This window comes from Actinoplanes sp. L3-i22, from assembly GCF_019704555.1.
In the GTDB taxonomy this organism is placed as follows: domain Bacteria; phylum Actinomycetota; class Actinomycetes; order Mycobacteriales; family Micromonosporaceae; genus Actinoplanes.
The window spans coordinates 9,013,801-9,034,776 of the sequence record NZ_AP024745.1; the positions used below are offsets into that span (position 1 = coordinate 9,013,801).

The 20,976-nt window shown below is 72.5% G+C and carries 18 protein-coding genes; 7 read left to right on the forward strand and 11 right to left on the reverse strand.

Translation table 11 applies throughout. From position 1 onward, the window contains the following. The first annotated feature begins 427 nt into the window (after positions 1–427). Positions 428–2,290 (forward strand): ABC transporter ATP-binding protein, encoded by a 1,863-nt coding sequence (locus L3i22_RS40510; RefSeq protein ID WP_221322732.1) that lies wholly within the window; start codon positions 428–430, stop codon positions 2,288–2,290. Between the two features lie 47 nt (positions 2,291–2,337). On the opposite strand, the gene L3i22_RS40515 is transcribed toward L3i22_RS40510, so the two are convergent. The 3 genes from L3i22_RS40515 to L3i22_RS40525 are packed head-to-tail and all read right to left on the reverse strand — an operon-like array spanning position 2,338 to position 4,812. Continuing rightward, positions 2,338–3,534, reverse strand: a complete 1,197-nt coding sequence (locus L3i22_RS40515) for an FAD-dependent monooxygenase (RefSeq protein ID WP_221322733.1) — start codon at positions 3,532–3,534, stop codon at positions 2,338–2,340. 37 nt (positions 3,535–3,571) lie between these two features. Then, positions 3,572–4,219: a VC0807 family protein gene (locus L3i22_RS40520; RefSeq protein WP_221322734.1), complete on the reverse strand. Its 648-nt coding sequence runs from the start codon at positions 4,217–4,219 to the stop codon at positions 3,572–3,574. Continuing rightward, the gene (locus L3i22_RS40525) at positions 4,216–4,812 is read right to left on the reverse strand and encodes a TetR/AcrR family transcriptional regulator (RefSeq protein WP_221322735.1); all 597 of its coding nucleotides are present in this window, start codon (positions 4,810–4,812) and stop codon (positions 4,216–4,218) included. Before L3i22_RS40525 ends, L3i22_RS40520 begins: the two co-directional genes overlap by 4 nt. A gap of 138 nt (positions 4,813–4,950) precedes the next feature. Here L3i22_RS40525 and L3i22_RS40530 point away from each other — a divergent pair, with 138 nt between their 5' ends. Further along, positions 4,951–5,388, forward strand: a complete 438-nt coding sequence (locus L3i22_RS40530; protein WP_221322736.1) for a nitroreductase family deazaflavin-dependent oxidoreductase — start codon at positions 4,951–4,953, stop codon at positions 5,386–5,388. Between the two features lie 27 nt (positions 5,389–5,415). Here the strand turns inward: L3i22_RS40530 and L3i22_RS40535 are convergent, their stop codons facing one another. Next, complete coding sequence (locus tag L3i22_RS40535; protein ID WP_221322737.1) at positions 5,416–5,871, reverse strand: LGFP repeat-containing protein; 456 nt, start codon at positions 5,869–5,871, stop codon at positions 5,416–5,418. Positions 5,872–6,042: 171 nt separating this feature from the next. On the opposite strand from L3i22_RS40535, the gene L3i22_RS54465 reads away from it, so the two are divergent. Together L3i22_RS54465 and L3i22_RS40545 are read left to right on the forward strand one after the other, a co-directional pair. Further along, a complete protein-coding gene (locus tag L3i22_RS54465; RefSeq protein WP_304523440.1) occupies positions 6,043–7,740 on the forward strand; it encodes a serine/threonine-protein kinase in 1,698 nt (565 codons plus the stop codon). 40 nt (positions 7,741–7,780) lie between these two features. Further along, positions 7,781–8,566 (forward strand): GGDEF domain-containing protein, encoded by a 786-nt coding sequence (locus tag L3i22_RS40545; RefSeq protein WP_221322738.1) that lies wholly within the window; start codon positions 7,781–7,783, stop codon positions 8,564–8,566. A gap of 3 nt (positions 8,567–8,569) precedes the next feature. Here L3i22_RS40545 and L3i22_RS40550 read toward each other — a convergent pair whose 3' ends face one another. From L3i22_RS40550 to L3i22_RS40575, 6 genes are all read right to left on the reverse strand, one after another. Beyond that, positions 8,570–10,579 carry an alpha/beta fold hydrolase gene (locus L3i22_RS40550; RefSeq protein WP_221322739.1) on the reverse strand — a complete coding sequence of 670 codons (2,010 nt, stop codon included), beginning with the start codon at positions 10,577–10,579 and terminating at the stop codon, positions 8,570–8,572. A gap of 69 nt (positions 10,580–10,648) precedes the next feature. After that, the gene (locus tag L3i22_RS40555; RefSeq protein WP_221322740.1) at positions 10,649–11,302 is read right to left on the reverse strand and encodes a PepSY domain-containing protein; all 654 of its coding nucleotides are present in this window, start codon (positions 11,300–11,302) and stop codon (positions 10,649–10,651) included. Positions 11,303–11,384: 82 nt separating this feature from the next. After that, positions 11,385–11,921 carry a hypothetical protein gene (locus tag L3i22_RS40560; protein ID WP_221322741.1) on the reverse strand — a complete coding sequence of 179 codons (537 nt, stop codon included), beginning with the start codon at positions 11,919–11,921 and terminating at the stop codon, positions 11,385–11,387. A gap of 44 nt (positions 11,922–11,965) precedes the next feature. Further along, positions 11,966–13,153 (reverse strand): aminotransferase class V-fold PLP-dependent enzyme, encoded by a 1,188-nt coding sequence (locus L3i22_RS40565; RefSeq protein WP_221322742.1) that lies wholly within the window; start codon positions 13,151–13,153, stop codon positions 11,966–11,968. Beyond that, a complete protein-coding gene (locus L3i22_RS40570; RefSeq protein WP_221322743.1) occupies positions 13,140–14,456 on the reverse strand; it encodes a pyridoxal-phosphate dependent enzyme in 1,317 nt (438 codons plus the stop codon). Before L3i22_RS40570 ends, L3i22_RS40565 begins: the two co-directional genes overlap by 14 nt. Further along, positions 14,453–15,883 carry an alanine racemase gene (locus tag L3i22_RS40575; RefSeq protein ID WP_221322744.1) on the reverse strand — a complete coding sequence of 477 codons (1,431 nt, stop codon included), beginning with the start codon at positions 15,881–15,883 and terminating at the stop codon, positions 14,453–14,455. Before L3i22_RS40575 ends, L3i22_RS40570 begins: the two co-directional genes overlap by 4 nt. Positions 15,884–16,065: 182 nt before the next feature. Between L3i22_RS40575 and L3i22_RS40580 the strand changes: the two genes are divergently transcribed. After that, complete coding sequence (locus L3i22_RS40580) at positions 16,066–17,250, forward strand: MFS transporter (protein WP_221322745.1); 1,185 nt, start codon at positions 16,066–16,068, stop codon at positions 17,248–17,250. Positions 17,251–17,728: 478 nt separating this feature from the next. Here L3i22_RS40580 and L3i22_RS40585 read toward each other — a convergent pair whose 3' ends face one another. Next, entirely contained in the window at positions 17,729–18,757 is a 1,029-nt protein-coding gene (locus tag L3i22_RS40585; RefSeq protein WP_221322746.1) for a pectinesterase family protein, read from the reverse strand. Between the two features lie 219 nt (positions 18,758–18,976). Here L3i22_RS40585 and L3i22_RS40590 point away from each other — a divergent pair, with 219 nt between their 5' ends. Both L3i22_RS40590 and L3i22_RS40595 read left to right on the forward strand, forming a co-directional pair. Beyond that, a complete protein-coding gene (locus L3i22_RS40590; protein WP_221322747.1) occupies positions 18,977–19,666 on the forward strand; it encodes a hypothetical protein in 690 nt (229 codons plus the stop codon). Between the two features lie 82 nt (positions 19,667–19,748). Next, entirely contained in the window at positions 19,749–20,972 is a 1,224-nt protein-coding gene (locus tag L3i22_RS40595; RefSeq protein WP_221322748.1) for a cytochrome P450, read from the forward strand. Positions 20,973–20,976: the final 4 nt, after the last annotated feature.

Here is a 20,976-nt window from a genome sequence, read left to right on the forward strand (position 1 = left end):
AGCGCGCGGCACGGCAAGGCGCAGCGCGGCGCGGGTGCGGCGCGGGTGCGACGCGGCGCGGGTGCGACGCGGCGCGGGTGCGACGCGGCGCGGGTGCGACGCGGCGCGGGTGCGACGCGGCGCGGGTGGGGTGGAACGGCTCGGGGTGAGTGCGGTGGTGGGAGGTGTGCGTGGGGTTTGGGTTGGTTTGGGTTGGGTTGGACCGTGAGTGGTGTCGGACGTCGCCCTGTAGGGCTTTGCGTTTTGGGCGCCCCGCGCCCTTGCGAAGCCCGGAAGGGTCCCCGCGGGAGCGACGATCTGTACCCCGGCGGACACGGGCAATGAAGAATTTGATCTTGAAGGGAGGACGCGCAGCGCGGAATTTGATCTTTGTTGGTGGGATTAATCGACTTGACCTCAACCGAGGATGAAGTGGCACGGTGCCGGCATGAGCATGGAGATGGCCGCCTGGAATTCGATGTATCACGCGATGCACCAGCAGAACGACAAGCGACCGTTCTCGCTGGCAACTCTCAGACGTATAGCGGTGTTCGCCCAGCCGCACAGATCGGCGCTGACCGGGTTTCTGCTGATCAGCATCGTGACCGCGGTGTTGACGGTGGCCAGTCCGGTGCTTGCCGGGCGGGTCGTCGACGGGATCGTGGACGGGGCGGACACCAGTCTCGTCGTCTGGCTCGCCGTGGCGATCGCGGTGGTGTCGCTCGGGGAGTCCGCGCTGGGGCTGGTGCAGCGGTGGTTCTCGTCGCGGATCGGCGAGGGGCTGATCCTCGATCTGCGGACCGCGGTCTTCGATCACGTGCAGCGGATGCCTGTCGCCTTCTTCACCCGGACGCGGACCGGGGCGCTGGTCAGCCGGCTCAACAACGACGTGATCGGGGCGCAGCGGGCGTTCAGCGACACCCTGTCGGGCGTGGCGGGGAACCTGGTGACGCTGATCCTGACGCTGATCGTGATGATCGGCATCAGCTGGCAGATCACCCTGCTGGCGCTGGTGCTGCTGCCGATCTTCGTGTGGCCGGCGCGGCGGATGGGCGGGCGGCTCGCCAAGCTGGAGCGGGAGGCGGCGGAGCACAACGCGGCGATGAACACGCAGATGACCGAGCGGTTCTCGGCGCCGGGGGCGACGCTGGTGAAGCTGTACGGGCGGCCGGACGCCGAGTCGGCCGAGTTCGCGGCGCGGGCGCGGCGGGTGCGGGACATCGGGGTGCGGACCGCGATGACGCAGTCGATCTTCCTGACCGCGCTGGTGTCGGTGTCCGGGCTGGCGATCGCCCTGGTCTACGGGCTGGGCGGGTACTACGCGCTGCGCGGCACGCTCGACCCGGGCAACGTGGTGGCGCTGGCGATCCTGCTGACCCGGCTCTACGCGCCGCTGACGTCGCTGGCCAGCGCCCGGGTCGAGGTGATGAGTGCGCTGGTCAGCTTCGAGCGGGTGTTCGAGGTGCTGGACCTGAAGCCGCTGATCGAGGAGAGCCCGGACGCGCGGACGGTGCCGGACGGGCCGGTGTCGGTGGAGTTCGACGCGGTGCGGTTCGCGTATCCGGCGGCGGACAAGGTGTCGCTGGCCTCACTCGAGGAGGTCGCGACGCTGGACACGCGGGGTGGGGAGGAGGTCCTGCACGGCGTGTCGTTCAAGGCCGAGCCGGGGCAGATGATCGCGCTCGTCGGGTCGTCCGGCGCGGGGAAGTCGACGATGGCGAGTCTGCTGCCGCGGCTCTACGACGCGGGCGCGGGGACGGTGCGGCTGGCCGGGGTGGACGTCCGTGATCTGACCGCGGCCTCGCTGCGCGCCACGCTCGGCCTGGTCACCCAGGACGGGCACCTGTTCCACGAGTCGGTCCGGGCGAATCTGCTGCTCGCCCAGCCGGAGGCGACCGAGGAGGAGATCTGGGCGGTGCTGCGCCGGGCGCACATCGCCGACCTGGTGGCGTCGCTGCCGGACGGGCTGGACACGGTGGTCGGCGAGCGCGGCTACCGGCTCTCCGGCGGGGAGCGGCAGCGGCTCACCATCGCCCGGCTGCTGCTGGCCCGGCCGCGGGTGGTCGTCCTGGACGAGGCGACCGCGCATCTCGACTCGACGTCCGAGCAGGCCGTGCAGGCGGCGCTCGGGGAGGCGCTGGCCGGCCGGACCGCGGTGGTGATCGCGCACCGGTTGTCCACGGTCCGGGCCGCCGACCAGATCCTGGTGATCGAGGAGGGACGGGTGGTGGAGCGGGGCACCCATGCCGAGCTGCTCTCGGTGGGCGGCCGCTACCAGGAGCTCTACGACACGCAGTTCGCGGCAGCTTAGAAGGAGCGACAGCTTAGAAGGAGCGACAGCTTAGAAGGAGCGACAGCTTAGAAAGAACGGAAGCCGTCCGGGCGGACGTGGACGCCGTCGATCACCCGGCGGCGTCCGTGCCGCAGCAGGCGATGGTCGAGGCCGGGAATCCGGTCGCCGTGGTCGAGCCCGGCCACCCGCGCGGCCAGCGCCCGCCCGTCGACCATCTCCGCGAACACCGCACGCAGCGCGGCCACGTCCTCGTCCGGCACGAACAGCACGCCCTGTGCCCGCGACGACTGCAGGACGCGCGCGGCGACCGGATGCCGCTCCGCGTGATAGGTGTCGAGCAGTTCGTCGCCGGCCTCGCCCCGGATCACCTCGGCCAGCTTCCACCCCAGGTTGAACGCGTCCTGCAGCCCGAGATTGAGCCCCTGCCCACCGGCCGGCGAGTGGACGTGCGCCGCGTCCCCGGCGAGGAACACCCGTCCTGACCGATAGTGCTCAGCCTGCCGGGTGGTGTCGGTGAAGCGGCTCGCCCACCGCACGGCCCCGAGGACCAAGCCGTCACGGGCCAGCGCCTCGGCGAGTTCCCGGTCCGGGATCGGGTCGTCGCGCCCGGCCGCCATCTGCGCCGGCCCGGCCGCGAGCATCCGGTAGACCCCGTCCCCGAGCGGCAGCACGGTCAGCATCCCGTCACCCTCCGGGGCCGGCAGCTCCCACCCGGACGGCCCGCCGCCGGCCAGCGTGACGTCCGCGACCAGCGCACACACCCGTGCGTCCCGACCAGGAAAGGCAACACCCGATTGCTTTCGTACGGCACTACGCGCCCCGTCGCAGCCCACCAGGAACCCCGCCCGCTCCCCGCCGGCCGTCACGCCCGCCGCGTCCTGGGTGAACCCGCTCAGGGGTGTCCCGTACCGGATCTCGGCCCCGAGCGACACCGCCCACCGAGCCAGCCGCTCCTCCACCCGGGCCTGCGGGATCCCGATCTGGTACGGGTACGGCGTGTCCAATTCTGCATAGTCCAGCGGGATCCCGGCGAAGTGCCCGCGCGGCAGCAGCACCGGCGCCTCGGCCAGGATGTCGTCGAGCAGTCCCCGCGAGGCGAGCACCTCTGCCGAGCGGGGCTGCAGGTTGAGCGCCTTGGACTGTCCGCTGCGCGCGGTCAGCGCCTCCAGGACGAGCACCCGGGCGCCGCCGAGCGCGAGCTCCCCGGCGAGCATCAGCCCGGTCGGCCCGGCGCCCGCCACGATCACGTCATAGCCGGTCATGCCGCAGCCCCGCCCTCTCGGTGAGCGCCATAGCCGCTCATGCCCGCAGGTCCGCCTTCCGGGTGTAGTAGAGGTGGAAGATCAGAGTCGGGGCGAGGATCACCGGCCAGCTGACGTTCAGCACGGCCGGCGCCAGGTCGAGCGGCAACAGGTACGCCGCGAGCAGCGTGACGACCACGTTGACCACGCTGGCGCAACCCCAGACGAAGGTGATCACCCGCAGGCCGTGCCGGAACCGCGGGTCGGTGTCCCACTTGCCCTCCCAGGCCCGCAGCCCGTCCGGACCGACCTTGGTCAGCACGAACGCGCGGATCAGGTACATCAGCGCGGGCCGGCCGATCCACACCGAGGCGAGCAGCCAGATGCCGATCAGGCCGCCGAGCAGCCCACCCCAGGCATCCCGGATCAGCATGGTGCGCGGGTCCCCGGTCAGCGCCGAGACGCCCACGCTGAGCGCGACCGCGGAGAGCACGAAGAGCGCCAGGTAGTCGACCCGGCGGGAGTGCGCGAACCGGACGATCACCACGCCGGCCGGCACCACCGCGGAGAGCAGCAGCGACCACCACTGGTCGACGCCGGCCGCGCGCAGGCCGTAGAAGACGACGAGCGGCAGCCCGAAGTCGATGATCATCGGGACGAGGAGCGCGAACCGGGACGGGGATCGTCGGGCGACGGCCATGGTCATGCCGGGTCCTTCCGGGTGGCGCGGGTGAAGAGCTCGACGAGCTCGGCCGCGTAGGCGTGCGGGTCCAGGTCGGGGGTGTTCGCCGCGGCGTCGATCGCCGAGCGCAGCGTGACGGCCATGACGACCGGGTCGAAGGAGCGGAACTCGCCCGCCGCCTGCCCCTCGCGGAACATCGTGGCCAGCCGGGCGACCGGGTCGTCGACGTCGGTGGGGCGGACCAGCGGGGTGCCGTCCTCGGTGCGGGCGGCCGCGGCGATCTCGATGACCGCCCGGATCGCGGTCGGGTGCTCGGCGATGAATTGGAGATTCGCTTCGATGTACGCCGTGAGCAGCTCGACCCGCCCGTCGGCCGCCCGCAGCCGCTTGCCCATCTGCTCGCCCGCCTCGGTCAGCACCGCGGCGACGACCGCCCGCACCAGGTCGGCCTTGTCGTCGAAGTGGTAGGAGATCAGCCGGGTGCTGCTGATCCCGGCGCGCTTGGCGATCCGGGCGAACGACGCGTTGCCATAGCCCAGCTCCGCGATGGTGTCGATCGCGGCCGTGACGATCTGAGCCCGCCGCGCGCTCGTCGCCACCGTCTCGTTTACTCGCATGAGTAAATTTTTACTCGACCGGGTAACAGCCGTCAAGCCTCATCGATTTGCGAGAGCACTGCTCTTGACGGAGAGCGGCTGTCCGGTGTTCACTGTTATCAGGCGAGAGCAGTGCTCTCCTCAACATCGGAGGACGACATGCGATACCTGGCTCCCAAGCGCGCGGTCAACGTCTTCAACGACGCCGCCAAGTGGCTCACCGCCCGCGGCATCAGCCTGATGGGCAGCCGCGTGCTGGCCGTCCGCGGGCGCAAGAGCGGCGAGGTCCGCACCACGATCGTCAACCTGTTCACCTACCAGGGCGAGCAGTACCTGCTGGCGCCGCGCGGGCACACCCAGTGGGTGCGCAACCTGCGGGCCGCCGGCGAGGGCGAGCTGCGGCTCGGGCGGCGCGCGCAGCACTTCGTGCCGGTCGAGGTCGCGGACCCCGAGAAGCCCGAGCTGATCCGGCTCTACCTGCGCAAGTGGGCGTGGGAGACGGGCGCGTTCTTCGACGGGCTCAAGGCCGACTCCCCGCAGGCCGACATCGAGGCAGCCGCCCCCGGCTTCCCGGTCTTCCGCATCGTCAACAGCTGAGGCAACGCCTGAAGCGGCCGACAAAGATCAGCAGACCGCGCTGACCCGGCCGTCGTTCCAGCGCCAGATCGTCCCGTGCTGGAAGTGCTGGTAGCGGCCCTTGCGATCGGGCGTGTCCGACTCCTCGTCGACCGGGTAGCCGATGCACCCGGCCTCACCCCGATTGCCCTGCCACAGGTCGAGGATCCGCCCGCCGACGACATGCGCCCCGGTCGCCTTCGACCAGTAGATCGAGCCCCCGTCGAACTGCTGCATCCGGCCACCGCCGTGCGCCGACTGCTCGATGCCGAGCGGGCAGCCCAGCCGGCCCTTGTCCTCGCCGAGCGCCACGTACTTCGCCAGGATCCCGCCGTGCACCCGGAGCCGGCAGTAGGTCGCGCTCTTGTCCGAGGACTTGCTCTCGTCGGCCGGCGCGGGCGTGGCGCCGCACATCGCCACGGCGGCGAGACCGAGCGCGACCGCCGTCAATGCTCCGAGTTTCATAAAGTCATCCAGAGGGGGTCGTCTCGGCTGATACACGACATTCGTACCATTTCGTATTTGTCGGAGGGCAACTTTGGCCCCATGATCAGTCCGTGGCGCCGCGTGGTCGGGAGACTCACGCCGTACCCCCGCAAGGGTTTGATTTTGGGGTTGGCCGATTAACATGGCCCGGTGCTCGCTCCCGGAATCGTGCTCAACGGCCGCTATCAGCTGACCCATTCCATCGCGGCCGGTGGGATGGGCGAGGTGTGGCGTGGCCGCGACCTGATGCTGCAGCGCGACATTGCGGTGAAAGTGCTGCTCCCGGCGTTGATGAATGACCGCGAGTTCATCACCCGCTTCCGTTCCGAGGCGCGGATGCTGGCCCAGCTGCGGCACCCCGGGATCGTGCAGGTCTACGACTACGGCGCGGACGCGGTGGTCGGCAACGACCGCTTCGACTACCTGGTGATGGAGTTCATCGAGGGCACCTCGCTGTCCGCGAAGATCCAGCAGGCCGGGCGGCTGAACCCGGCCGAGACGATGTCGATCGTGGCCGGGATGGCCGAGGCGCTGCACACCGCGCACCAGTCGGGCATCATCCACCGCGACGTGAAGCCGGGAAACCTGCTGGTCCGGCCGGGTGGCGCGCTCGTGCTGGTCGACTTCGGCATCGCCCGGTCGGTCGGGATCACCGGGATCACCAGCACCAACGTGGTGCTGGGTTCGGTCAGCTACATGGCGCCGGAGCAGGCCGAGGGCAAGCCGGTCACGGCCGCCACCGATGTCTACGCGCTGGGCGCGGTCGCCTACGCCTGCCTGACCGGGCGCCCGCCCTACGTCGGCGACAACCAGCTCGTCGTGCTCGGCCAGCTGGTGCACGGGCCGTTGCCGGTGCTGCCGCCGGACGTGCCGCGCGGGGTGGCCCAGGTCGTCCTGCGGGCGCTGGCCAAGGACCCGGCCCAGCGTTTCCCGAGTGGCGCCGCGCTGGCCGACGCGGCCCGCAACGCACTCCGGGCTCCGGCCGCGCCGCCGGCTCCGCCCGGCAATTGGGGCACCTCGACGGTACGGGCGCAGCCCGCCCCGTATGGCGCCACCCCGCCCCCGCCCAACCGTCCCTGGTCCGGAGCCGCCGCCGTCCCGCAGCCGCCCGCGGACGACTGGTCGACCGGCGCCCAGCGTGCCGACACCGGCTGGAACACCGGGGCGCAGCGCGCCGACACCGGCTGGAACACCGGGGCCCAGCGGGCCGAGCCGATCGAGGAGCCCCCCAGGAAGCGCAACCTGGCGCTGGTCGCGAGCGCCGTCGGCCTGGTCCTGATCGGCGCCGGCGTGCTGTGGGCGGTCGTCTCGAACGGGACCGACAAGCCCGGCCCGGCCGCCGCCGCGGAAGGCCCCCAGCAGCCCGGCCCGCTGACCAGCCCGTCGCACAAGGGCGGCCGGAAGAGCCCGACTCCCACCAAACGGCCCGCGACCGAGCCGACCGGGGACACGGAGCTGCCGAACGAGGACGAGACCAGCGCGCCGGCGCCGGACGAGACCGAGGAGACCAACAAGTTCACCCCGGCCCAGGTCTGCGGCGACGACTACGAGGTGGTCGACCAGAAGAACCTGAAGTCCGACGCGGGCGTCACCAAGGGCCGGGTCTACCTGCTCTACCGCGCGGCCGACGGGTCGAACTGCGTGGTCACGCTGCGCACCGCCGGGCTCGCCAAGAAGGCGGCCGCCTCGGCGTACCTGCAGGTGCAGGGCAAGGACCGGGTGACCGACGCCGGCCAGACGCAGTACTACTCCGGGCCGGTCGAGGCGATCGCGCTGAACACCTGCGTCAAGTGGGGTGGCTCGGTGGGCGCGCTGACCTTCGACAGCGAGTTCACGCACTGCGGATAGTTTTCCTCAACCGTCGCCGGCGGCCGCCGATCTGGGCGGCATGACCGGCGGAGAGGTACGAGGGAAGGCGTTGGCCCGGGCCGTGGTGCTCGGTCTCGCGCTGGGTGTGTGCGCGCTCGCCGGCCTGGCCGGCCTCGGGATCACCGACCGGTGGGCGATCGGCGGGGTGCTCGCCGCCGACCTGCTGCTCGTGGCCGCCTGCGCCTACCTGCTGTTCCCCGCCTCGGACGAGGAGCCGGCCGAGGTCGTCCCGCCGATCGACGGGCTGACCGGCCTGCCGAACCGGGCCGCGATGATGGCCCGGGTCGAGCGGACCCTGCCGGTCGCCGACTCCGACCAGGAGCCGGCCGGCCTGGTCGTGCTCGACCTGGACGACCTCACCGACGTCAACGACACCCTCGGCCGGCGGACCGGCGACCTGCTGCTGCAATCGGTGGCGGCCCGGCTGCTCGGCGCGGTCCGCGACACCGACCTGGTCGCCCGGATCGGCGACGACGAGTTCGCGGTGCTGCTCCCCCAGGTCGGCTCGGCGCGCGGCGGTCTGGAGGCCGCCCGCCGGCTGCTCGACGCGGTCCAGGGCCCGGCCGACCTGGACGGCTTCCAGGTGCGCATCAACGCGGCGGTCGGCTGCGCGGTCTACCCGGTCCACGCGGCCACCCCGACCGAGCTGTTCCAGCGGGCCGAGGCGGCGATGCGCTACGCGAAGCAGTCCCGCACGCACGCCGCCCTCTACGAGGTCGGCCTGGAGGGCGACCTGGCCCCGCGCAAGAACCCCACCGCCGCCGTCCCCACCCGCGAGAAGCGCCCCGCCCTCCCCTTCCGCTGAGGGTCAGCCCAGCAGCTCGGGGCGGTGCCAGGGCTGTTTGTGGACGTGGTGGGCGAGGAAGGCGAAGACCGTCTCGTACCAGACCGCCGCGTGTCCCGGGGTCAGGATCCAGTGGTTCTCGTCCGGGAAGAACAGGAACTTGTGCGGGGTGGCGCCGTCCTCGGCCGTCGAGCGGGAGAGCAGGTCCCACCACAGGCGCAGGCCCTCGCCGATCGGGACGCGGTAGTCCTTGTCGCCGTGGATGACCAGCATCGGGGTGGTGATCTCGTCGGCGAAGCGGTGCGGTGAGTTGGCCAGCTGCGCCTCGGGGGTCATCTCGCGCGCCCAGTAGAACGCCACGTCGGTGGTCGCCCACATCTGGTCGAGCGCCCACAGCGAGGCGTGCGTGACGATCGCGGTGAAGCGATCGGTGTGCCCGGCGATCCAGTTCGCCATGTAGCCGCCGAAGCTGCCGCCCATCGCCGCGGTCCGGCTGTCGTCGATGTCGTCGCGCTGCTCGGCGGCGTCGGTCAGGGTCATCAGGTCGGTGTACGGCGCGTCCCCCCAGGTCCCCCAGCCGCGCCGGATGAACTCGTGGCCGTAGCCGGTCGACAGCGCCGGGTCGGGCAGCAGCACCGCGTAGCCACGGGACACCGCGAGCCACGGGCACCACCGCCACGACCAGGAGTTCCACGACGAGACCGGCCCGCCGTGGATCCACAGCAGCAGCGGGGCGGGCGCGTCCGGGCCGGCGCCGGCGGGCAGCGCGAGCCAGGCGCGCAGCCGGGTGCCGTCGGCCGCCGTGGTGATCACCTCGGTCAGCGTGCCGGGCAGTTCCAGCGGCTCGGCCGGGCCGGGCAGCGGGGTGATCGTGCCGTCGAACCCGATCCGCACCGGGGCCGCCGGGCTGTCGATCGCCGCGCGCAGCGCGTAGACGAACCGCCCGTCCGGCGCCACCTCGAAGTCCGTGTACGCCCCGTCGTCGCCGGTCAACCGGGTGACCTCGCCGGTCGTGGCGTCCACCCGCCACAGCGGCGAGCGGCCGTCGTGGTCGGCGTTGACGATCAGCGCGGCGCCGTCCGGCGTCCAGCGCGCCGAGGACGGCAGCCGGTCCCACTCCGCGGTCAGCGGCCGGGCCGGGCCGCCGGCCAGCGGGAGCACGGCCAGCCAGCCGTCGCCGGGGTCGGTCGCGGTGGACCGGCGGTAGACGATGACGGCGACCCGGGTGCCGTCCGGCGAGATGCGGGCGAACTCGAACTCGTGGCCGGGTTCGGCGGCCAGGGGCCGGCGCTCGCCGGTCGCCACGTCGATCGTGACGAGCGTCGACCGGCGCGAGCCGGCCGGTTCGCCCACGGTCCAGGTCGCCACCACGGTACGGCCGTCCGGCGTCACGTCCCAGATCGCCTCGTCGCTGAGCGCGCCGCCGACGTGCCCGGTCAGGTCGCGCGGTTCCGCGCCGAGCGGGCCGGCGAGCAGCCGCACCCGGTCCGGCCCGAACGCGTGATCCCAGTAGCGGATCGGATAGTCCTCGTAGAGCACCGCGTTCACGCCGGCGTCCTTGCGTCGCTCGCGGGCCGCCTTGTCGTCCGCGGCGTCGGCGGCCGACGGCATCATCGGCGAGCCGAACAGCACCGTCCCGGACGCGGCGACCACCGCGCCACGCACGCCGCCGGGCGGGGCGGCGATCACCCGGGCGTCGCCGCCACCGGCCGGGAGCAGCCACAACGCGGTCACCGGCGGCTCCGCGGGGTCGGCCGACGGGTCCGGGCGGGCCGAGGTGAACAGCACGTCGCCGGCGGCGGTGAACCCGGCCGGGGTCTCGCCCTTGTCGCTGTGGGTCAGCCGCCGGGCCGGGCGCGTCCCGTCCGGATCGACCTCCCACAGCGCGCCGGTGTAGCGATTCTTCTTGCGGTCCGGCGTGCCGACGCCGACGACGATCCGGCGGCCGTCCGGGGAGAGCCGCAGCCCGGCGACCCGGGGCAGGCTGACGTAGGCGGCGAGGTCGGCGAGCGGCGACGGGGAATCGAAGATCACGAAAACCTTTTTATCACCGTACGGCGTCAGGCGGCGGCCGTGATTCGTGGACCGCCGCCGCCGGCCGGCTCAGTCGTCCGAGCCGTGGCCACCGCTGCCGTGGTCGTCGCCACCCTTGTCGTCGCCACCGCGGCCCCGGCCACCGTGGTCGTCCCCGGCCTCGGCCGTGCGGTTGCCACCGTTGTCGTCGCCGGCCTCGGTCTTGCGCGTCCGGGTGCCGCCGTTGTCGTCCCCGGCCTCAGTCTTACGGGTGCGCGTGCCGCCCTTGTCGTCGCCGGCCTCGGTGTGCCGGCCGTGGTCGTCGGCGCGCGACGACGAGGAGGAGTGCGGGGTGGCGGAGGCGCTCGGCGAGGCGGACGGGGATACCCGCAGGTCGGCGCCGTCCTTGGTGCGGTGCCGCAGCACCTCCCCGGTGGCCCGGTCCACGTCGACGTCGTGCTCCACGCCGGCGAGCAGCACGTCGACCGACCAGACCGGGCGGCCGTGCTCGGTCTCCCGCTCGACGGACTCGACGGAGCCGCCGCCGACCACCCGGATCGCGATCTCCTTGGCCGCGTCGACACCCACGGCGACGGCGGAATCCCGTACCCCGGAAGCGGTTGACGAGGCCGACGGCGAAGCCGAGGCGGAGAAGCCACCGTCGGCCGCCATCGCGGTGCCGGCGACACCGAGCGCGGCGAGCGCGCCGGTGGCCACGAAGACAGCAGTACGAATCTTGAACATTGCGGAACCTCCTGGTCGTTCGGACCAGCAAACAATCGCTGTCGGAGGCCTATCCGCACGCTGTCCGACCGTTAAGGCCCGGCTAAGACCGGCTGGGATAGATGCCGATCCAGCTCTGCGGGGCGTACGCCCGGACCGCCTCCTCGACCTGGGCGATCGCGTCCTCCGGGATCGCCAGACGCTGCCGCGCCGAGGGCAGGCCGACGCGCGGCACGGTCGCGTCGGCCGGCGTCAGCCCGGGCAGGCGGTCCGTGAGGTCCACGCCCGGGTTCGGGAACAGCTCCAGGACGTAACCCGTGCTGCGGGAGCTCGCCGGGCCCTGGAAGCCGACACCGACGCCGGCCAGGTCGTCCCACGGGATGCCCTGGACGCCTGTCGCATCGACGGTGATCCCGCTCTTGCGCAACTTCTTCGGCGCGCGGGTCAGCAGCGCGAGGAGCGCGAGGCCGGCGACGATCGTCCAGAACAAGGCCCCTTCGCGGCTGCCCGGGCGGTCCCCGTGCTTCAGGTGGTGCTCCGGGTCGATGGCGCCGAGGCCGGCGAACACCGTGAAGAACGCGGCGAACAGCATGGCGCCCACCCAGTTCCGGAACTCTCCCTTACGGAAGTCGATATACACCCCGGCGAGAGTAGTGGCCGGCGTCGAGCTCCGGGGGCCCGTGGTCAGGCCGCGTTCAGGGTGGTGAGGCGAGTCAGCAGGTGCTCGATCTCGGCCGGCGTGTTGTGGACGTGCAGGCTGACCCGTACCGAAGAAGTCTTTTCGCCTTGATCGCCCTGGCAGTGACCGTCGGCGCGGACCAGGAAGCCGTCGGCGGCCAGGATGAAGCCCAGGTCGTGGGAGCCGATCGTGCGGTGGCGGAACGTCACGATGCCCTGCCGGCGCTCGACCGGGGCGTCCGCGGCCAGGCTGGTCTGGCAGCCGAGCACCTGGTAGGCGTCCAGCGCGGACAGTCCCGCGGTGAGCCGGGCGCCCAGGTCCCGGGTCCAGCGGGCGATCCGGTCCGGGCCGGCCGCGGCCAGCCAGTCCAGCGCGGCGGCCAGGCTGACGATCCCGGCGGTGTTCGGCGTGCCGTGCCAGCCGGCCGGGGTGTAGGCCGGGCCGCGCCGGTCGCGCGACCAGATCGCGCCGGTGCCGGGCAGCGCCATCGCCTTGTGGCCGGAGAAGACCAGGAAGTCCACGTCCAGCTCGGCGAGCGAGATCGGCAGGTGGCCGACGCTCTGCGCGGCGTCCAGGCAGATCGGCACGTCCGGGCCGGCCGCCGCGCGCAGTCGTGGCACGTGCATGTCGTTGCCGTAGACGTGGTGCACGTGGGTCGCCGCGATCAGCCTGGTCCGCGGCGTGACCAGGGCGGCGAGGCGGGCCGCGTCGTAGTCGTGGGCGGCGTCGTAGGGCATCGGGACCAGCGTCACCCGGGCGCCGCGGGAGCGGGCCAGCGCGGCCGCCTCCTGCCACGGGACGATGTTGGCGTGGTGGTCGGCGTGCGGGACGACGATCTCGTCGCCGTCGCGCAGTTGCGGGGCGAGCCAGTCGCGGGCGACCGCGCGCAGGCCCTCGGTGGCGCCGCTGACGAAGTGGACCCCGGTCCGGTCCGGTTCCGGGTCGCCGAGGAACTCGCGCAGCCGGTCCCGGGCCCGCTCGACGCGGGCGGTGGTGCGGGTGGCCCACGGGTAGGCGCCGCGGGCGGCGTTCGCGTTCTCGCCGGTCAGGTACCCGAGCACGGCGTCCAGGACGGGTTGCGGCTTCTGCGCGGTGGCGGCGCTGTCCAGGTACGCCACGCCCGGGTGCGCGGTGACGATCGGGAACTGGGCGCGCAGCTCCCGCTGCCAGGCGGTCAGCTCAGTCGCGGACAAGCTCGGCTCCGGCGTCGCGCCACGCGATGACCCCGCCGGCCAGCGAGCGCACGTCCGGGTGCCCCATCCGGGTGAGCAGGGCCGCGTAGCGGGCGGACTTCTCGCCGACCGGGCAGACCAGCAGGACCGGGCGGCGGCCGCTGAACGGCAGGCCGGCGTGCAGCAGGTCGGCGAACGCCTCGTCGACGATGTTGATCGAGCCGGCCAGGTGCAGGGCCTGGAACGCGTACGGGTTGCGCAGGTCCACCACGAGCGCCCCGGTCTCCTCGATCCACCGCTGCGCGTCCGGCACCGCGATCTCCGGCGCCGCGCCGACCTCGGCGTCGGTGAGCGTGCGGGTGGAGTTGCGCCGGGGCGGGCGGCCGAACAGCTCGGGGCGGCGGTCCCGGACGTACGAGAGGTAGCTCTCGACCCGGTCGCAGACGATGAACACCGCGGTCCGGCGCCCGGTGAGACCGGCGTCGACCGTACGCAGGAAGCGGACCGCCCCGGCGAACGCGCCGCCGCCGGTCGGCCCGGTCAGGATCCCGCACCGGCGGACCAGGGTGAGCAGGCCGTCCACCGCCTCCTCCGCGGTGATCGTCTCCAGCGCGTCGTAGACGCCCGGGTCGAAGAGCCCGACCTCGTGCACCTCGTCGATGGTCCGGATCCCGGGGATGAAGTCGCTCTTCGCCGCGACCAGGCCGATCACCCCGACGTCCGGGTTGTGCTGCCGCAGCACCCGGGCCACGCCGGTCGACGAGCCGGCCGTGCCGACGCAGGCGACGAACCAGTCCGGGGCCCGGCCGTCCAGGTCCTTGACGATCTCCGGGCCGGTGCCGTGCACGTGGGCGTCCACGTTGCGCTGGTTGAAGTACTGATCGGTGTGCAGGTAGCCGGTCTGCTCCAGGGCCAGCTGCCGGTGCATCCGGGAGAGCGGGTCGTCGGTGTCGGCCGGGTCCAGGCACTCGGACCGGCCGGGCAGCTCGTCGATCTCGGCGCCGAGCAGGAGCAGCAGCTCCTTGATCTCGGGCACCTTCATCCGGTTGGTGACGCTCTTGAACGGCAGCCCGCGCATCCCGGCCAGCAGCGCCAGGGCCTTGGCGGTGTTGCCGCTGGACAGCTCGACCAGGGTGTCGCCGGGCGCGGCCCGGTCCAGCAGCGGGCCGGCCATGTGCCAGGCGGCCCGGTCCTTCACCGAGCCGAACGGGTTGAGCAGCTCCAGCTTGGCGTACAGGTCGATGTTGGCCAGGCCGTGCACGGCCGGATCGATGCGCACCAGGGGCGTGTCGCCGATCGCCTCGGTGATGTCGTCGTGTCTCACAAAGTCTCCTGCCGGGAATGCACGGGCCAGTACTGCTCGTCGAGGCACCAGCGGCGCAGGCCGCCGGACTGGTACACCGCGACCTTGCGGGCGACCGGCTGGTGCAGGGCGTTCGTGGCGCTGAAGTCCATGAAGTAGCCGGCCGTGTTGACGAAGGCGAGCAGGTCGCCGGGGCGCGGCACGATCGGCAGGAACACCTTGCGGCGGGTGATCAGATCGGTCTCCAGGCAGAGGTTGCCGAGCAGGTAGACGCCGGCCGGGCCGGCGCGGCGCTCCCCGGTCCGCGGGATCACGACCGGGTCCATCAGGACGCCGTGTTCCTCCAGGCTGACGTCGCGGGCGTTGAGGTCGAGCCGGACCCGGTCGTCGTCGACCGTGAGCACCCGGGCCAGGATCAGGCCGCACTGGTCCAGCAGGGCGCGGCCGGGTTCGACGTCCAGGTCGTACATGTGGTCCAGCAGCAGCTCGCCGAGGGGCAGGCCGTGCTCGGGCGCGGGGGTGCGCAGCAGCCGGTCCAGATAGGCCGCGCCGGCGACCGGACGGTACGCCGGATAGACCGCGAGGTTTCCGCGCAGCGTGCCGTTCTCGGCGCGCAGGCCGTACCCGTGGCCGTCCCAGGTCATCGGCGGGCGGCGGCCGAGGACCGCCTGGCCGAGCTCGGTCGTCCAGCGTTCCCACTCGGCGCCGTCGGCCAGATAGTTGACGCCGAAGCCGCCGCCGATGTCCAGCGACCGGGGCCGCAGCCCGCGCGCCCGGCAGGCGTCCAGCGCGGCCAGGCCACCCTCCAGGGCGACCGCCTTCTCGGCCAGCCCGACGGTGTCCAGGTGGTAGGCGATCCCGGTCAGCTCCACCTGGTCGGCCCGCTTTTCCACCAGGTCGAGCAGGTCGGCCAGCTCGCCGGCCGGGGTCCCGAACCGGCTGCGCCGGGTCAGCACCCGCACCCCGGCCGAGGCGAAACCGGTCAGCCGCAGCGTGACCGGCACCCGCGGCAGCCGGTGGCCGGCCACGATGCCGGCCAGCTCGGCCAACTCGTCGGCGGAATCGACGCTGACCGTCACCCCGGTGCGGGCGGCCAGCCAGAGGAACTCCCGGTTCTTCGGACCGGTGGCGACGATCCGGTCCGGGGTGAACCCGGCGCTCAGCGCGTGTTGCAACTCGCCGAGCGAGGCCACGTCGGCGCCGGCGTCACCGGCGGCCAGTTCGCGCAGCAGGGCGCTGGAACGGTTGGCCTTGTGCGCGTAGTAGAGACGGCCCGACAGCCGGTGCCGGCGGAACGTCTCGCGGAAGGCGGCGACGTTTTTCGGCACCCGTTGCGGCAGGACCAGGGCCAGTGGGGAACCCAGCGCGTCGAGCAGTTCGGCCAGGTAGTCGCGGTCGTCGAGCAGGGACTGAATGGTCGGGTCGATTCTCGGCGTGAGACTGAGCATCTGCGTCTCCCGTATTTACCGGCACTTTTCTCAACGTATCCGACAGCGGGTTTAATCGCCAGCAACGGAAAGAGTGAAATCGCGTCAATACATTTGTCCATGATTTGTTATATGAGCATTTGACAATTCATTCATTCCCGGGCGGGGTTGCAAACCGTACGTACGTCTTGTTAGATCGGGACATGCGTGTGCTGCTCCTCGCCACGCTGGTGAACGCGTTCGGCAACGGCGCGTACCTGACCACCAGCGTGCTGTTCCTGACCACGGTCGCCGGGCTGAGCCCCGCGGCGATCGCCACCGGGCTCAGCGCGGGCGCGGCCGCCGGCGTGCTGGCCATGACCCCGCTCGGCTACGTCGCCGACCGCTACGGGCCGAAACGGCTGTCCATCCTGTCCATGATCGTGCTCGCCGGGGCGTACGCGGCGCTGCTCACGGTGCGCTCGCTGCTGCCGTTCGTGCTGCTCTCCTGCGTGATCGCGGTGGCGACCGCACTGGTCAAGGGCGCCACCGGGGCACTCGCCGCCGAGGGCCGGCTGACCATGCGGGCGAAGCTGCGCACCGTGACGAACGCCGGCATCGGCCTGGGCACCCTGGCCGGCAGCGTTCCGCTGCTGATTCACACCCCTTCGGCGTACGTCGTGATCCCCCTGCTCGACGCGGTCACGTTCCTCCTCGCCGCCGCCCTGCTCACCCGGGTCCCACCGGTCGCGCCGCAGGTGACCCCGGCCGGCGGGCCACGCCTGGTGGCCCTGCGCGACCGGCCGTTCCTGGCCTTCGCCGCGCTCGACGGGCTGCTCTCCAGCACCTACAACGACCTGTTCAGCATCGGTCTGCCGCTGTGGCTGGCGACCGGGGCGCACGCGCCGCTCTGGCTGATCTCGGTGGCTCTGGTGCTCAACACGGCCGGGTGCGTGCTGCTGCAGGTCCGGATGGCCGGCGGGATCGACGGCCTGCCCGCGGCCCGCCGGGTGGCGCTGCGCGGCACCACGGTGATCGCCCTGTCCTGCGGCATCCTGGCGGCCACCGCCGGACGCCCGCCCTGGGTGGCCGGCGCGCTGATCACGGTCGCCGCGGTGGTGCACGTGCTCGGCGAGCTCTGGCTGTCGACCGGGAGCTGGGGGATCATCTTCGAGCTGGCGCCGCCGTGGGCGCACGGGCAGTACCAGGGCACGTACTTCGCCGGGCGCGGGTTGGGTGACATGATCGCGCCGCCGCTGGTCACGGCGTGCGTGCTGGGCCTGCACGCCGGCGGGTGGCTGGTGCTCGGGGGCCTGTTCGCCCTCGGTGGGCTGCTCTATTCGCCGGTGACCCGCTGGGCCGCCCGAACCCGCCCCACCGCTACCCAGCCAACCCCACTCCCCGCCTGACCCAGCCCACCCCGCCCCACCCGCATCGCACCACCACCCGCCCGGACCGCCCGGACCCGGACCGCCCAGACCCGGACCGCCCGGACCGCCCGGACCGCCCGGACCGCCCGGACCGCGCGCGACGCTGCGGCCCGCTCCAGGCTCGCAGCGCGGAGCCCGGGCCCGGCTGGTCCTCAGTGCTGTCTCAACCCACCCGAAGCAACCCTCAGCGCCAGCCGAGAGTTGGCGGCGCGCGGCGGGCTGGAGTGGGCCGCCGCCACGCGTCGGCCCGCCTCGAGCCACCGCCGCGCGGCGTGCGCATCCCACGGTCCGGCCGGCCTGCGGCGCGCGCACCCCACGGTCCGGCTGGCCCGCAGCGCGCGCACCCCACGGTCCGGCTGGCCCGCGGCGTGCGCACCTCACGGTCCGGCTGGCGTGCGGCGCGCGCCGCAGCGCACGGACGGCCGTGCGCTGGGGTGGTTACGAGCAGTGGGGGTGGTTACGCGCAGTGCGGGGACCAGTCGCCGAGGAAGTCCGGGATCCTGGTGGTGGCGGCTTCGGCGGGGGTGAGCTGGGGGCGGTCCGCGGACACGATCGCGCCGGGGCCGTAGTTGCGGTACTCCGCGAGGCGGGCGTCGCGCCACGGCCAGGTGCCGAAGTCGCTCCACGCGGTCGCGCCGATGTGGGCGCCGATCCACGAGTCGCGGATGATCGTCTGGCCGATCGCGTTCGGGTCGTTGCTCGGGTGCCACGGGCGGCCGAGGAAGACCGTGCCGGCCGGCGCGTCCGAGGTCAGCCGGCACCGCTCGAACAGCAGGCCGTGCGGGTTGGCCAGGTCGGTGCTGGGCGCGGTCACGTACCCGTTGGGGCTGCTCCCACGGTCCAGCGAGTGGATCCGGCAGTGATCGAAAACGGCCGTGGCGCGCCCGAAGATGAAGTCGACGTCGCCCTCGACGTAGCAGTCGCGGAAGTACGTGCGGGCGATCACCCCGGCCGCGGTGCTGTTCACGTAGAGGGTGTCCTGATTGGCCAGGAACCGGACCCGGTCGAAGGCCAGCCGGTCCGCGCGGGTCAGCACGGCGACCGCCTGCCGGTTGGCGATCTCCGGGTGCGCGGCCTCGTCGAACAGGTTCGCGAAGGTCAGGTTGCCGGCCCGGAAGTCGGCGCCGTTGAGCGTGACGGACGCGCTGCCGGAGGTGCCCCACGGGGTGCCGTCCGGCTTGAGGGTGCCGTTGGCGCGGTCGTCGGCGATCACCACGTCGCCGGGCGCGCGCCCGAGGCCGCGGAACTCCAGGAACGTCCGGTCGGCCGGCACGATCACCTGGCCGGAATAAATTCCAGGGCGAAAGCCGATGACGTACGGCGTGGTCGCCCCGGCCGGCGCGGCGTCGACCACGGCCTGGACCGCGGTGCCGGGCTCGACGATCACATCCGGTCGCCGGGAGGCCGCCCGGGCCGGGGTGGACCAGGTGACGGCGGCGGCCGCTCCGACACCGGCGGAAAGTTCGAGGAAGGTACGTCGGCGCATCATGGCCTCCCGGCCCGAGCAGGGGGAAAGGGCTTTCCTCCGAGGCACGTTAGGCGCACTGATCCAGATTCGTCAATCACCTTCGGCGTAACACACCGGCAATCTCCGTGATAGCTTGAGCGACACACCGTATCGACCAGCGCCGATGACCCATCCCCCATCGTCGAAGCGCTTCGACGAGCCGGCCACCGGCGCTGCCATCCCCCGAGGAGGCGCCACGTGCGCAAACTACGGATCACCCTGTCCCTCTGGATCGCCGCCGCGCTGCTGTTCGTCGCGCCGCAGGCCGCCCACGCGGCGGTCTGGGGCTCGTCGGACCAGTGGGCCACCTGGAGCAACGGCGGCTACACGCTCTACAACAACATCTGGGGCAGCGGCGCCGGCCCGCAGAGCATCTGGGCGAACTCGTACAGCAACTGGGGTGTCTGGGCCAACCACCCGAACACCGGCGGGGTCAAGGCGTACCCGAACGCCAGCAAGGCCGTGAACAAGAAGCTCAGCGCGCTGGGCAGCGCGACCAGCAGCTTCAACGTGACGGTGCCGGGCAGCGGGGCGTACACGACCGCGTACGACATCTGGGCCAACAGCAACGCGTACGAGATCATGCTCTGGATGAACAAGCAGGGCGCGGTCGGCCCGCTCGGCTCGCTGCAGACCTCGGTCACGGTCGGTGGTCACTCGTGGAACGTCTACAGCGGATCGAACGGCGCGAACGCGGTGTTCTCCTTCGTCCGCACCAGTAACACCAGCTCCGGCACGGTCGACATCAAGGCGATCATGAACTGGATCAAGAACCGCGGCTGGTTCGGTGACGTCACGCTGGGCAACATCCAATTCGGGTACGAGATCACCTCGTCCAGCGGCGGCCTGAACTTCGTCACCAACAGCTACTCGGCCTCGGCGAGCTGACCTCGCACCACCCGTACAGCATGCCGGCCCCGCCCGGGTCGGCAAGCTGTACGTTTAGTCCGTTTTGGTGAACTATGTCCGAATGACTCTTGAGGCCACCTTCGGTACCGACGACTACGCCCGAGATCCCGGCGGGGAACTGCGCGAGCTGCGCGAGGCGGGTCCGGTGCACCGCGTGGAGCTGCCCGGCTATCCGCCCCTCTACCTGGTGCCCCGCCACCAGGAGGCGCGTGAGCTGTTCACCGACGCCCGGCTGCGCAAGACCCGGCCGCGGCTGCCCTCGGCCGAGCCCGACCCCGGCCCGGGACCCGAGGGCATCTACGTCGTCGGCCGCCAGCTGCTGAGCACCGACGACGGCGAGCACCAGCGCCTGCGCCGGCTGCTCACCGGCTGGTGGTCGCGGGCCGCGGCGGCCCGCTGGCCGGAGATCATCGAGCGGCACACCGCCGACCTGCTGGACGGGCTCGCCGCCGGCCCGGCCGAGACCGATCTGGTCGCCGCGTTCACCCGGCCGCTGCCCCTGCGGATCCTGGCCGACGTGCTCGGCGTCCCGCGCACCGAGGTCCCCGCGTTGCAGGAGGCGCTGCACGTGGTGACCGGCAGCGCCGCCCCGGACTGCCCGCAGCTGCGCGCGGCGCACGCCGACCTGGCCGTCACCTGGTTCCGGCTGGCCAAGGAGCACGCCGGCGAGGACACCCTGCTGGGCATGCTCGGGCTGGCCCGGCAGGAGCGGGAGATCACCCTGGTCGAGCTGACCTCGCTGCTGACCATGCTGCTGGTGGCCGGCGCGCACTCGATGTCGATGTTCTTCCCCCGGGCGGTGCTGCTGCTCTCCGGCCCGCCGCCGGTGAGCGACTCGGGCTACTCCGGCGGGGCCGATCTCACGGCGGCGCTGACCGGCGACGACCCGGCCGCGCAGGAGGCGGTGGCCGAGGAGCTGTTCCGGCTGTGCGCGCCGTTCCCGCTGGCCAGCCACCGCTACGCGACCGAGGACCTGAACCTGTGGGGTACGCCGGTGCCGGCCGGCTCGCTGGTCCTGCCGGCGGTCGCCGCCGCCAACCGGGACCCGCGCGCCTACGCCGAGCCGGAGCGGGCCTGCCCGGGCCGGCGCCAGGCCGAGCCCCGGCACCTGTCGTTCGGGCACGGGGTGCACTACTGCCTGGGCGCGACCCTGGCCCGGCAGCAGGCGAGGATCGCGCTGGCCCGGCTCTACCAGCGCTTCCCTCGGCTGTCCGTGACCGGCGCGGCCACCTGGCGCAACTACGTGGTGCCGGAGCCGACCGCGCTGCCGGTCCGGCTCACGTAGCGCC

What these genes read in the sequence shown, in the direction of transcription:
- L3i22_RS40510 (WP_221322732.1), top strand. Translation starts at nt 428, where the DNA reads ATGAGCATGGAGATGGCCGCCTGGAATTCGATGTATCACGCGATGCAC.
- L3i22_RS40515 (WP_221322733.1), bottom strand. Translation starts at nt 3,534, where the DNA reads ATGACCGGCTATGACGTGATCGTGGCGGGCGCCGGGCCGACCGGGCTG.
- L3i22_RS40520 (WP_221322734.1), bottom strand. Translation starts at nt 4,219, where the DNA reads ATGACCATGGCCGTCGCCCGACGATCCCCGTCCCGGTTCGCGCTCCTC.
- L3i22_RS40525 (WP_221322735.1), bottom strand. Translation starts at nt 4,812, where the DNA reads ATGCGAGTAAACGAGACGGTGGCGACGAGCGCGCGGCGGGCTCAGATC.
- L3i22_RS40530 (WP_221322736.1), top strand. Translation starts at nt 4,951, where the DNA reads ATGCGATACCTGGCTCCCAAGCGCGCGGTCAACGTCTTCAACGACGCC.
- L3i22_RS40535 (WP_221322737.1), bottom strand. Translation starts at nt 5,871, where the DNA reads ATGAAACTCGGAGCATTGACGGCGGTCGCGCTCGGTCTCGCCGCCGTG.
- L3i22_RS40545 (WP_221322738.1), top strand. Translation starts at nt 7,781, where the DNA reads ATGACCGGCGGAGAGGTACGAGGGAAGGCGTTGGCCCGGGCCGTGGTG.
- L3i22_RS40555 (WP_221322740.1), bottom strand. Translation starts at nt 11,302, where the DNA reads ATGTTCAAGATTCGTACTGCTGTCTTCGTGGCCACCGGCGCGCTCGCC.
- L3i22_RS40575 (WP_221322744.1), bottom strand. Translation starts at nt 15,883, where the DNA reads ATGCTCAGTCTCACGCCGAGAATCGACCCGACCATTCAGTCCCTGCTC.
- L3i22_RS40580 (WP_221322745.1), top strand. Translation starts at nt 16,066, where the DNA reads ATGCGTGTGCTGCTCCTCGCCACGCTGGTGAACGCGTTCGGCAACGGC.
- L3i22_RS40585 (WP_221322746.1), bottom strand. Translation starts at nt 18,757, where the DNA reads ATGCGCCGACGTACCTTCCTCGAACTTTCCGCCGGTGTCGGAGCGGCC.
- L3i22_RS40595 (WP_221322748.1), top strand. Translation starts at nt 19,749, where the DNA reads ATGACTCTTGAGGCCACCTTCGGTACCGACGACTACGCCCGAGATCCC.